We start from the raw sequence: 10,940 nt of genomic DNA, 5'->3' as shown, positions 1-10,940 counted from the left end.
CCTCAGTCGCCCCAGCTTATCCGCCTGCCCAGTGCCGCCAGACGGAGCCTCGGCCGACCGTCGAACGGCGCGTGACGTCCCGCCGCGTCCGCCACAGCCAGTGTGTCCGGAGGGCGATGTCGGCCAGTACGCGCAGGCGCAGGCGCGGGTCGAAGTTGGCCGCTTCGGCAGCGGCGCGACCGCGGAACGGCAGAAGCGCCGTCAGGGCGGCGAACCGGGCGAGTTCGCGCAGCGCGACGCCCGCGGGAGCACAGCGCAGCAGTGTCAGCAGGCGGTTGCGCTCGTTCCACCGGTGGAAGGCGGCGGAGCCGGGCCGGGTGCTGGCGCCGTGCCGGTGGTGGACACCGGTCGGGACGGCCGCGACGGCCCAGCCGGCCAGGCGCAGCCGCCAGGAGGTGTCGGTGTCCTCGTAGTAGCAGAAGAACTCGGCGGGGACCCCGCCGACGTCGCGGAGCGCCCGCGTGCGCACGAGCGCGGCGCCGCCGCAGAACCCGAACGGTGCGGGTGCGGAGGTCTCGGCGAGGTCGTGGCCGTGGCCGTCGGCGGTGAGGCCGACGCCGGTGGACTGCACCGTGCCGTCGGGGCGGACGAGCCGCGAGGTGACGGCACCGACGGCCGGGCCCGCGGCGGCTTCGAGGTCGGCGAGCCAGCCGGGGGAGGGCACCGCGTCGTCGTTCAGCCACGCCACGAACTCGGTTTCGACGTCGTCGAGTGCCGCCGCGATGCCGCCCGCGTAGCCCGTGTTGGTGCCGAGCCGCAGCACCTCGGGTGCGCTCGGGTGCTCGGCGAGGACCCGCCGGGTCGCCTCGTCGGCGGCGTTGTCGACCACGAGTGTCCGGTGTGGACGTGTCTGCGCGGCGAGCCCGTCGAGGCAGTCGCCGAGGTGGGCCGCACCGCGCCACGTCACGACGACGACGGTGGTGGCGGGCATGGACAGCACAGTAGCGAGCGCCGCGGCCGGGCGGCAGGCGGGACGGAGCGTGAACCGGGTCGGGGCCGGTGCCGATCCTGGTGCTGGACCTGGCCTGACGCCGACCATGAGGAGGGGAGCATTCGGGGCTCCCGCCCGCCGGCCCGGCCACCGCCCTTCGAGGGGTACGCAGATGCGTGACTGCGCTCAACGCCCCACGGTGCCCTCGGGGGCAGAATGGCCGCGTGCGGGAGTTGACGGTCGTTGCCGAGCAGGTGCTGGCACCGGTGCCGGGCGGGACGGGCCGGTACACGGCGGAGCTGCTGCGCGCGCTGGCGGAGACAGCGCCGGACGGCTGGCGGGTGGGCGGGGTCGTCGCGCGGCACGCGGACGTCGGGGCCGCGCGGATCCCCGGCGTCGCGGGACCGCGGACACTGCCGGTGCCGCGCCGGGTGCTGACCGAACTGTGGCGGCGGGGTCTGCCCTGGTGGCCCGGTGGCGACGCGGTCCACGCACCGACACCTCTGGCGCCGCCGCGCGCACCGCGCGGCCGCACGCTGTCGGTCACCGTGCACGACACCGTCCCGTGGACCCACCCGGACACGCTCACCCCGCGCGGCGTCGCCTGGCACCGCGCGGCGATCACGACCGCGCTGCACCGCGCGGACGCCGTCGTCGTCCCCACCCGTACCGTGGCCGACGACCTCGCGCGCCACGTCAGCGGCCCCGCCCCGGTGCGGGTCGTCGGTCACGGCACGACGACGTGGCCCGAACCCGACCCGGCCCGCGCCGCACGTCCGGACCTTCCGGAGCGGTACGTGCTCGCCATCGGCACCGTCGAACCACGCAAGGGCATCGACGCGCTGATCCGGGCGACGGCCGCCGTCGACGGCGCGGCGCTCGTGCTGGCTGGGCAGCCCGGCTGGGGTGGCCTGGACCCGCGGCGCATCGCCGCCGACGCAGGACTGCCGCCCGAGCGGCTCCGCGTGCTCGGCGCACTTCCCGATGCAGCGCTCGTCTCCGTGCTGCGCGGGGCGAGCGTGCTGGCAGTGCCGAGCCTCGCCGAGGGCTTCGGCCTGCCCGTGCTGGAGGCGATGGCCGAGGGGGTGCCCGTGGTGCATTCGGACGCGCCGGCGCTCGTGGAGGTCGCCGGTGGTGCGGGCCGGTGCGTACCGCGTGGTGACGAGGACGCGCTCGCGGCGGCGTTGCGGGAGGTCCTGACCGACCGCGACCTCGCGGCAGCACTCGGACGTGCCGGGCGCGGGCGTGCGCGGGCGTTCACGTGGCGTGCGGCCGCCGAGACGATCTGGCGCCTGCACACGTCGTCCCGGGACTGAGTGAGCCTGCGACGGCCGGTGGCCGCAGTGGAGTGGTCCACAGTCCGCTGACCGGCCGTGATGCCCCCGTGACCTCGCCGTGATTTTGGCGAACACCCGACAAACGTCACTTCCGGAGTCGTACCCTGCTCGGGTGGCCGATCCCAGAGTGTTGATCGACGCCACCGCTGTGCCTGCCGACCGCGGTGGCGTCGGCAGATATGTCGACTCACTGGTCGCCGCCCTCGACACCGACGGGGCGGCGATTTCCGTGGTGTGCCAGCCGCGCGACACCGAGCTGTACGCAGGCCTCGCCCCGCACGCGGAGATCGTGCCCGCCGCCGAGTCGACCGCCACCCGCACGGCCCGCCTGACCTGGGAGCAGGCCACCCTGCCACGGCTCGTGGGACGGCTCGGCGCCGAGGTCGTCCACTCGCCGCACTACACGATGCCGCTCGCCAGCCGCGCCGCATCGGTGGTGACGCTGCACGACGCGACGTTCTTCACCGACCCGGTGCTGCACTCGTCGGTCAAGGCGCGCTTCTTCCGCGCGTGGACGTCCACCGCCCTGCGGCGAGCGGACGTGTGCGTCGTACCCAGTGACGCCACCGCCGAGGAACTCTCCCGTGTCGCCCCGGCCTCCGGCGCGCGCGTCGAGGTCATCCACCACGGCGTCGACGAGGAGCGGTTCCACGTGCCGTCGCCCGAGGAGCGGCAGGCCGCGCGTGACGCCGTCGGCCTCGGCACCACGCCGTACGTCGCGTTCCTCGGCGCGCTCGAACCGCGCAAGAACGTGCCCGCCCTCGTACGAGGGTTCGCCCACGCCGTCGAGGACATGCCGGAACCGCCCGCACTCGTGCTCGCCGGCCAGCCCGGATGGGACCGGCAGGTCGAGTCCGCGCTCGACTCCGTGCCGCACCGGCTGCGCGTCATCCGCGCCGGTTACCTGCCGTTCGACACGTTGGCCGGATTCCTGGGCGGCAGCGAGCTCGTCGCGTATCCGAGTCTCGGCGAGGGCTTCGGGCTGCCGGTGCTCGAGGCGATGGCGTCGGGCGCCTGTGTGCTGACGACGCGGCGGCTGGCGCTGCCCGAGGTGGGCGGCGACGCCGTGGCCTACTGCGGGGTCGGTGCGGGCGACGTCGCGGCCGCGGTGCGGGACCTGCTCGACGACCCGGCGCGCCGCTCCCGCCTGGCCTCGGCCGCGCAACGCAGGGCGAAGGACTTCTCGTGGTGCTCCACCGCCGAACGTCACCGTGAGGCCTACGACAGGGCCGTCCACGCCGCGCGCCTCCCGCACTGACCCGACCCCGCCCGACCCGACCCCGCCCGACCCGGCCCTGCCCGCGTGTCCTGCACTCGACACGCGTGCTCTGCGCTCGGCATGCCGCGCCGGCCGATCGCCCACTCCCGCCCGACATCGGACACGTGCCGCGTGGTTGTGGACGCAAGGGCAGGGATCCGCCGCGCTGAACGCCACCATGCCGCCCTTGGGGGCATCCGGGGTGCGCCGGTGCGGCGGGTGCAGAATGTCCGCGTGACCGAGCCGAAGACCTACGGTGACGGCGTCGCGGTGGTGACCGTGACGTACTCCCCGGGCGCGACCCTCGAACGGTTCCTCGACACCCTCGCCTCGGCGACCGACCGCGACGTGCAGGTCGTGCTCGCCGACAACGGGTCCGTCGACGGTGCGCCCGAGAAGGCGGCCGAGCGGGCGAACGTGCGGCTCGTACCCATGGGCCAGAACCTCGGCTACGGCGCCGCCGCCAACCGCGGGGTCGCCGAACTCGGCGACGACGTCGGCTGGGTCGTCGTCGCCAACCCGGACCTCGAATGGGACGCCGGTTCGTTGGACGCGCTGCTCGCCGTCACCGCACGGTGGCCCCGCGGCGGTGCGTTCGGTCCGTTGATCCGCGAACCCGACGGGTCGGTGTACCCGTCGGCGCGGCTGCTGCCGTCGCCGGGGCGCGGTATCGGTCACGCCGTGTTCGGCAAGATCTGGCCGTCGAACCCGTGGACCCGCGCCTACCGTCAGGAGAGCGGCGAGCCCACCGAACGCACCGCGGGCTGGCTGTCCGGGTCGTGCCAGTTGATCCGCCGGGAGGCGTTCGACTCGGTCGACGGGTTCGACCCGCGCTACTTCATGTACTTCGAGGACGTCGACCTCGGGGACCGCATCGCCAGGGCCGGGTGGCTGAACGTCTACGCACCGTCGGCGGCCGTGATGCACATCGGCGGGGAGTCGACGTCGAAGGCCTCGGCGACGATGCTCGCCGTGCACCACGACAGCGCGTACCGCTACCTGGCCGACCGGCACCGCGGGCTCCGGTGGAAGCCGTTCCTCGCCGCCGTGAAGCTCGGCCTGCAGTTGCGGCTGAAGCTGGAGACCCGCCGGGCCTGATCACTCCCAGCGGAACAGCCGCGCCGACACCGCCGCGGCGACCACGGTGACGCCGGCGAGCGCACCGAGCTGGACGACGTCGAGTGGCCCGCCAGTCCACGCGGCCATCAGGGTGTCGAGTCCGGCGCCGAACGGCAGGTACGCGCCTACGGCCGCGACGCCGTCGGGCAGATTGCCGCGGGGGCCGAACCCGCCGCCCAGCGCCATCAGGACGAAGAACGACACGAGCCCGATCGCCAGCGCGGCGTTCGGCGTCGGGGACACCGCCGCGACCAACATGCCCAGCGCGAACATCGCCGTCGTCGTCAGCGCGAGTGCGACTACGAGGCCGAGCGGGTCCGCGGGTGCGGACAGTCCGAACAGCACCGCCGCGGCCACGACGACGAGCACGATCCCGGCGAACGCCTGTGCCAGCCCGACCACGGCCTGCGCCACCAGCACCATCGAGGGCCGCGCCGGCGTGACGGCCAGCCGCCGGAGGATCTTGTAGCGGCGGTAGGTCGCCAGGAACGACGGCATGTTGATCACGCCGACGGTGGCGATGGTCAGCACGATCACCATGGGCAGCACGTAGGCGAGCTGCTGCGACATGCCGTCGAGGCCGGGCACGGGAGGGGAGTCGCCACTGCCGTTCATAACCAGGAGCAGCAGCGGCAGGCCCAGCGGGATGACCAGCCCCGCGGTGTCCCGGCGGACCATGCGTCCCTCGTGCGCGACGAGCGCTCGCCACGCCCGCAGCCCCGGCCCTCGCGGAGGCGTCACGGTGTCCGTCATGACCACACCTGCCCGTCCGCATCGCCGCGGGCACGGTCGGCCTCGTCGAGCCCGGCACCGCCGAGGACGTCGTCGAGTCCGTCGCCCTCGTCGTCGGCGCCGGTCATCGCGAGGAACGCCTCGTCGAGGGACGCGCCGCCGCGACCGTGGGTGCGCGCGACGAGCCCGTCGGGTGTGTCCAGCGCGGCGATCCGCCCACGGTCGAACACGGCGATGCGGTCGCACAGCCGTTGCGCCTCGTCCATGAAGTGCGTGACCAGCAGAATCGTCACGCCCGCGGCCCGCACCTGCTCGATCAACTCCCACGTGTCGCGGCAGGCCCGCGGGTCGAGCCCGCTGGTGAGCTCGTCGAGAACCGCGACGCGTGGCTTGCCGACGAGCGCCAACGCGATCGACAGCCGCTGCAGCTGCCCGCCGGAGAGCTCGTCGACGAACGTGTCGCGCTTGTCGTCGAGCCCGAGTTCGCCGAGCAGCCGGTCCGGGTCGGCGCCGTCGGCGTAGAACGACCGGTACAGCCGCACCATCTCGCCCGCTGTCGCCTTGTCCGGCAGCGCCCCCTCCTGGAGCTGCACCCCGAGCACCGTTCGCAGCGCCCTGTGATCCCGCACCGGGTCGAGCCCGAGGACCCGCACCAGGCCGGAGTCGGGGGTGCGCAGTCCTTCGATGATCTCGACGGTGGTCGTCTTGCCCGCCCCGTTCCTGCCGAGCACGCCGAAGATCTCGCCTGCTTCGACGTCGAAGCAGACGCCGTCGACCGCGACCGTGTCGCCGTAGCGCTTGTGGATGTCTCTGACCTCGATGACGGCCATGTCGCCCGCTTTCCGTGAGGCCGGGTTCGCCCGGTCGGCCCTGCTGTCACCGGTGAAATTAGGCAGTCGGCGGGCGCGCTGTCGTCTGCCGAAGGTCACGTCTCGCGGGCATGACTTCCGGCAGGTGCCCGCGCCGGGGCGCACTTCTAGACTCGGCGGATGGGCAAGGAACGCCTCGAAGTGGCGGCAGCGACGGCGGGGCTGGCGATCTACCTCATCGTCGGGATGCCGATCGTCGTCGTCGAGCTCTCCGGCGACGCCGCCGTGGAACCGGTCACGCGCGGCCCGTTCTGGTTGTGGCTGGTGTGCTACGCCGGATTCCTCGTGGCGTTCGTGGCGACGGCGGTCGCGGGCACACGGGGACACCGCGCCGGGGTGGTGAGCTGCGCGCTGCTCACGACGGCCTGCGGAGCCGGGATCGTACTGCTGTCCGGCAACCGCGGGGTGACGCCGATCCTGCTGGTGTTCGCGGCCGCGATCGCGGCGCAGTACGCGTCGGCGCGGCTGGCCGTGGGGATCGTCGCGGGCAACACCGTGGTCGTGGCCGCGGCGGGCCTGTGGCACGGGGTCGGTCCGCTCGACCTGCTGCTGAGCACGTTCCTGTACGCCGTGCTGCAGGTGCTCTACCTGTTCACGACCTGGGCGGGACAGCGCGAGCAGGAGGCCAACGAACGCCTCGCCGTCGCCCACACCGAACTGCGCAGTGCCACCGCGCTGCTCGCCGAGTCGAGCCAGGCCCAGGAACGCCTCCGCATCGCCCGGGAGCTGCACGACGTGCTGGGGCACAAGCTGTCCGCGCTGGCACTGCAACTGGAGACGGCGTCGCACCGGGTGAGCGGCGCCGCGGGCGCCGACGTCGAACGGGCGCGGCTGCTGGCCAAGGAACTGCTCAGCGACGTCCGGTCGACGGTGGGGGAGCTGCGGTCACGCCCGCCGGAACTGCGCGCCGCACTGGAGACGGTGGTGCGCGACCTGCCACGCCCACGCGGACACCTGACGGTCGCCGACGACGTCGAGGTCGACGAACAGCGGATCACCGCGCTCGTCCGCTGCGCGCAGGAGGTCGTCACCAACGCGATCCGCCATGCCGACGCGGACAACCTCTGGCTCGACGTGCGTTCCCGGGCCGACGGCGGCGTCGTGCTGCGTGCCCGCGACGACGGGCGCGGCGCGTCGGTGTTGCGGCTCGGCCACGGGCTCACCGGGCTGACCGAACGCGCCGAACAGCTCGGCGGTTCGGTCACGTTCGACGGCCGCGAGGGATTCGTCGTCGAACTGGAACTACCGCCCGCGGCGATTCCGGTGGCCGCACCGTGATCCGCGTCGGAGTCGTCGACGACCAGACGCTCGTCCGGCAGGGCATCCTCAGCCTGCTCGGGCTCGCCGACGACGTCACGATCGTGGCCGAGGCCCGCGACGGCGACGAGGCCCTCGAGGTGCTCACCCGCGATCCCCCCGACGTGCTGCTGCTCGACCTGCGCATGCCGCGACGCGACGGAATCGCCACGCTCGAGGCGATGCGCGACCGCGGGTTCGACGTGCCCGCGCTGGTGCTGACGACCTTCGACGACGACGAGCTCGTGTTGAAGGCGCTCCGCGCCGGGGCGCGCGGCTACCTGCTCAAGGACGTCACACTCGACCGGCTCGTGCACGCCATCCGCACGCTGGCCCGGGGCGGTTCACTGGTGCAGCCCGCGCTCACCGAACGGCTCGTCCGTGCCACGGAGGCGTCGGGCGAGTTTCCCGAGTTCACCGATCTGCCCGTCCCGGAGTCGCTGACCGACCGGGAACTCGAGATCCTGCGACTGCTGGCCGGTGGTTTCAACAACCGGGAGATCGCCGATGCCGCCGGTCTCGCCGAGGGGACCGTGAAGAACCATGTGTCGAACGTGCTGATGAAGCTCTACGTCCGCGACCGCACCCGTGCCGTGCTCCGTGCGCTCGAGCTGGGGCTGCTCACCGACGGCGACGGCTGACCGGCGTCACAGGCCTTCGAGACGGCGGGCCAGCTCGGAGGTACCGCTGCCCGGCTCGACCTTCGTCGTCGGCACGAACCCGCCGCCCGAGGCCTCGTCGGCACGGCCGTTGTCGTCGCCCGTGGCGGGCTGCGCCGTGTTCTGAACCGCCGGATTCTGGGCCCCGGCGTTCTGTGCGCCGGGCGTGACCGGCGCTCCGGTGAAGGTCATGTCCGGCGGCGCGTTCGCCGTGTCCACCGGCTGGGCGCCCTGGGTCGCCAGCGGCTGGGTGCGCGCGTTCTCCGCGAACGCAGGCGCAGCGTCCCGGGGCGAGGTCTGCTGGGGAGTGGTGTCCTGCGAGGACGCGGCGTGTCCGGCGGCGGCGCGTGCGGCGGCCTCGCGCTGGTTCAGCGGTACGGTCGGTGACGGCTGCGAGAGGTGGCTCTCGTCGTTGCGCTCGATCACCGACGCGGGCACCTTGGCGGTGGCGTCGGGGTCCTGGTCGGCGTTGCGGACGATCGAGGACGGGATGACCTGGGTGTCGTCCGAGTCCATCGGTGACTGCATGTTGTCCGGCGTCACCACGCCCGAGCGCCGCTGCGCGCGAGCCAGTACGGCGTCCGCTCGATCGCGGGGGTCCATGCCCTCGCCCTCCCCGATGCTCGACCAGGCCCTCTCGGTGGAAGGGCCGCCGGATTCTGCCACTAGGGTAGGCCCTCCGGTTCGGTACCGTCAGCGTTTCCCCCGGTTTGTCGCCGGAGGGCCACGAGAAAGGGTAGGTGCAGGCTCGAATGGGGTCCTCGTCCGGAGGCGGTGCGGTCGACGCCGTGGTGCTCGTCGGCGGTAAAGGCACCAGGTTGCGCCCGCTGACCCTCTCCGCGCCGAAGCCGATGTTGCCCACGGCGGGCGTGCCGTTCCTGTCGCACCTGCTGTCCCGGATCCGCGCGGCGGGGATCACACATGTGGTGCTCGGCACGTCGTACCAGGCCGAGGTGTTCGAGGAGCACTTCGGTGACGGCAGCGCGCTCGGCCTCGAACTCGAGTACGTCGTCGAGGACGAGCCGCTCGACACCGGCGGGGCGATCCGCAACGTGTACGACCGCCTCCGCGGCGACGACGTCGTGATCTTCAACGGCGACATCCTGTCCGGAACGGACATCGGCTCGCTCGTCGACACGCACCGCTGCTCGGGCGCCGACGTCACCCTGCACCTGCAGCGTGTGGCCGACCCGAGCCGGTTCGGCTCCGTGCCCACCGACGCCGACGGCCGCGTGACGGCGTTCCTCGAGAAGACCCAGAATCCGCCGACCGACCAGGTCAACGCCGGGTGTTACGTGTTCCGGCGCGGGGTCGTCGGCGCGATCCCCGCGGGCAGGCGTGTGTCGGTCGAACGTGAGACGTTCCCGGGCCTGCTCGAGGCCGGCGCCCACGTGCACGGTTTCGTCGACGACTCGTACTGGCTCGACGTCGGTACCCCCGAGACGTTCGTGCAGGGGAGCACCGACCTGGTGCGCGGCGTGGCGCCGACGGCGGCGCTGTCGGGGCCGAGGGGCGAGGCGCTGCACTTGTCCGGGGCGACCGTGGCGGCCGACGCCGAGGTCACGGGCGGGTCGACGCTCGGGGCGGACTCCGTCGTCGGCACCGGCGCGCGGGTCGAGTCGTCGGTTCTGTTCGACGGCGCCGTGGTCGAGGCCGGAGCCGTGGTGGAACGTTCCGTGCTGGGCGCCGGTTCCCGCGTGGGCGAGGGCGCGGTGCTGCGCGGTGTCGCACTCGGTGACGGCGCGATCGTCGGCGAGGACTGCGAACTCCTCGACGGGGCGCGTGTGTGGCCGAAGGTGGAGTTGCCCCGCGGTGCGATCCGGTTCTCCAGCGATGCGTGAACGGCGGTGGCGGCCCGGCTTCGCCGTCGACCTCGACGCCATGCTGGCACCCTTGCGGCGCGGCCACGCCGATCCGTGTTTCCGGCGTGACGGGGGCATCTGGCTGACGGCGAACACCTCGTACGGGCCGGCCACACTCCGGCTGTCACAGTCCGATGTGGACGTCGTCGGCGCCGCGTGGGGCGACGGCGCCGACGTGATCCTCGACGGCCTGCCCGCGCTGCTGGGCGCCGACGACGACGATTCCGGTTTCGTCGCGCACCACGACGCGGTCGCGCGGGCGCGGCGGACGCTTCCGGCGTTGCGGCTGGGCGCGACGGGACGGGTGTGGGACGTGCTCGTGCCCGCGGTGCTGGAGCAGAAGGTCACAGGGTACGAGGCGCGCCGGTCGTGGCGGGAACTGTGCCGCCGATTCGGCGAGCCTGCACCCGGTCCGGCGCCGGAGGGGATGCACGTCCCGCCGACCCCCGACGCCATTTTGTCCATTGTGGACTGGAACTGGCACAGAGCCGGGGTGGACCTCTCGCGCAGGCGGGCGTTGCGGGCTGCGGCGACGGTGGCGGGCAAACTGGAACGTGCCGTGTCGCTGGGCGGAGCCGAGGGCAGGCGGTTGCTGCGGACCGTGCCGGGCATCGGCGTGTGGACCGCCGCCGAGGTGGCCCAGCGCGCGTGGGGCGATGCGGACGCGGTCAGCTTCGGCGACTTCCACATCCCCGCTGTCGTCGGCCACGCCCTCCTCGGCCACGAACTCGACGACGCCGGAATGCACGAGGTTCTCGCCCCGTACGCGCCGCAGCGCCACCGCGTCGTGCGCTACCTCGAGGCAATGGGGCACACCCGCCCCCGTTACGGCCCCCGCTACCCCGTCCGCGACTACCGCGCCATCTGACCCGCCCCG

11 protein-coding genes are annotated in these 10,940 nt (G+C 73.3%); 7 read left to right on the top strand and 4 right to left on the bottom strand.

The genetic code is table 11. The features are described from left to right. Positions 1-16 precede the first annotated feature (16 nt). The gene (locus tag FHS23_RS19150) at positions 17-931 is read right to left on the bottom strand and encodes a glycosyltransferase family 2 protein (RefSeq protein WP_183657827.1); all 915 of its coding nucleotides are present in this window, start codon (positions 929-931) and stop codon (positions 17-19) included. Between the two features lie 224 nt (positions 932-1,155). Between FHS23_RS19150 and FHS23_RS19145 the strand changes: the two genes are divergently transcribed. The 3 genes from FHS23_RS19145 to FHS23_RS19135 all read left to right on the top strand — a co-directional run bounded on the left by FHS23_RS19145 (position 1,156) and on the right by FHS23_RS19135 (position 4,624). Then, on the top strand, positions 1,156-2,247 hold the full coding sequence (locus tag FHS23_RS19145; RefSeq protein WP_183657824.1) for a glycosyltransferase: 1,092 nt from the start codon (positions 1,156-1,158) through the stop codon (positions 2,245-2,247). Between the two features lie 148 nt (positions 2,248-2,395). Next, the gene (locus FHS23_RS19140) at positions 2,396-3,526 is read left to right on the top strand and encodes a glycosyltransferase (RefSeq protein ID WP_183658062.1); all 1,131 of its coding nucleotides are present in this window, start codon (positions 2,396-2,398) and stop codon (positions 3,524-3,526) included. A 234-nt stretch (positions 3,527-3,760) separates the two neighbouring features. Next, on the top strand, positions 3,761-4,624 hold the full coding sequence (locus FHS23_RS19135; RefSeq protein ID WP_343054096.1) for a glycosyltransferase family 2 protein: 864 nt from the start codon (positions 3,761-3,763) through the stop codon (positions 4,622-4,624). Here the strand turns inward: FHS23_RS19135 and FHS23_RS19130 are convergent, their stop codons facing one another. Further along, the gene (locus tag FHS23_RS19130) at positions 4,625-5,398 is read right to left on the bottom strand and encodes an ABC transporter permease (RefSeq protein ID WP_183657818.1); all 774 of its coding nucleotides are present in this window, start codon (positions 5,396-5,398) and stop codon (positions 4,625-4,627) included. Next, a complete protein-coding gene (locus FHS23_RS19125; RefSeq protein ID WP_183657815.1) occupies positions 5,395-6,207 on the bottom strand; it encodes an ABC transporter ATP-binding protein in 813 nt (270 codons plus the stop codon). The genes FHS23_RS19130 and FHS23_RS19125 overlap by 4 nt, the downstream gene beginning before the upstream one ends. Positions 6,208-6,366: 159 nt before the next feature. Between FHS23_RS19125 and FHS23_RS23350 the strand changes: the two genes are divergently transcribed. Both FHS23_RS23350 and FHS23_RS19115 read left to right on the top strand, forming a co-directional pair. After that, a complete protein-coding gene (locus FHS23_RS23350; RefSeq protein ID WP_183657812.1) occupies positions 6,367-7,524 on the top strand; it encodes a sensor histidine kinase in 1,158 nt (385 codons plus the stop codon). Beyond that, the gene (locus tag FHS23_RS19115) at positions 7,521-8,183 is read left to right on the top strand and encodes a response regulator (RefSeq protein WP_183657809.1); all 663 of its coding nucleotides are present in this window, start codon (positions 7,521-7,523) and stop codon (positions 8,181-8,183) included. Before FHS23_RS23350 ends, FHS23_RS19115 begins: the two co-directional genes overlap by 4 nt. Positions 8,184-8,189: 6 nt before the next feature. Here the strand turns inward: FHS23_RS19115 and FHS23_RS23820 are convergent, their stop codons facing one another. After that, complete coding sequence (locus FHS23_RS23820) at positions 8,190-8,804, bottom strand: hypothetical protein (protein WP_343054092.1); 615 nt, start codon at positions 8,802-8,804, stop codon at positions 8,190-8,192. A 149-nt stretch (positions 8,805-8,953) separates the two neighbouring features. Here FHS23_RS23820 and manB point away from each other — a divergent pair, with 149 nt between their 5' ends. Both manB and FHS23_RS19100 read left to right on the top strand, forming a co-directional pair. Further along, positions 8,954-10,042, top strand: coding sequence for a mannose-1-phosphate guanylyltransferase (gene manB / locus FHS23_RS19105; RefSeq protein ID WP_183657806.1), 1,089 nt, complete (start codon positions 8,954-8,956; stop codon positions 10,040-10,042). Next, positions 10,035-10,931 carry a DNA-3-methyladenine glycosylase family protein gene (locus FHS23_RS19100; RefSeq protein WP_183657804.1) on the top strand — a complete coding sequence of 299 codons (897 nt, stop codon included), beginning with the start codon at positions 10,035-10,037 and terminating at the stop codon, positions 10,929-10,931. The genes manB and FHS23_RS19100 overlap by 8 nt, the downstream gene beginning before the upstream one ends. The last annotated feature ends 9 nt before the right edge of the window (positions 10,932-10,940 follow it).

Source organism: Prauserella isguenensis (assembly GCF_014191605.1).
In the GTDB taxonomy this organism is placed as follows: Bacteria; Actinomycetota; Actinomycetes; order Mycobacteriales; family Pseudonocardiaceae; genus Prauserella; species Prauserella isguenensis.
This window is presented reverse-complemented; position numbering and strand designations above follow the sequence as displayed.

Excerpts from the sequence above, each read along its gene's own strand:
- FHS23_RS19150 (WP_183657827.1), bottom strand. The coding sequence starts at position 931 with ATGCCCGCCACCACCGTCGTCGTCGTGACGTGGCGCGGTGCGGCCCAC.
- FHS23_RS19125 (WP_183657815.1), bottom strand. The coding sequence starts at position 6,207 with ATGGCCGTCATCGAGGTCAGAGACATCCACAAGCGCTACGGCGACACG.
- FHS23_RS19100 (WP_183657804.1), top strand. The coding sequence starts at position 10,035 with ATGCGTGAACGGCGGTGGCGGCCCGGCTTCGCCGTCGACCTCGACGCC.
- FHS23_RS23350 (WP_183657812.1), top strand. The coding sequence starts at position 6,367 with ATGGGCAAGGAACGCCTCGAAGTGGCGGCAGCGACGGCGGGGCTGGCG.
- FHS23_RS23820 (WP_343054092.1), bottom strand. The coding sequence starts at position 8,804 with ATGGACCCCCGCGATCGAGCGGACGCCGTACTGGCTCGCGCGCAGCGG.
- FHS23_RS19130 (WP_183657818.1), bottom strand. The coding sequence starts at position 5,398 with ATGACGGACACCGTGACGCCTCCGCGAGGGCCGGGGCTGCGGGCGTGG.
- manB (WP_183657806.1), top strand. The coding sequence starts at position 8,954 with ATGGGGTCCTCGTCCGGAGGCGGTGCGGTCGACGCCGTGGTGCTCGTC.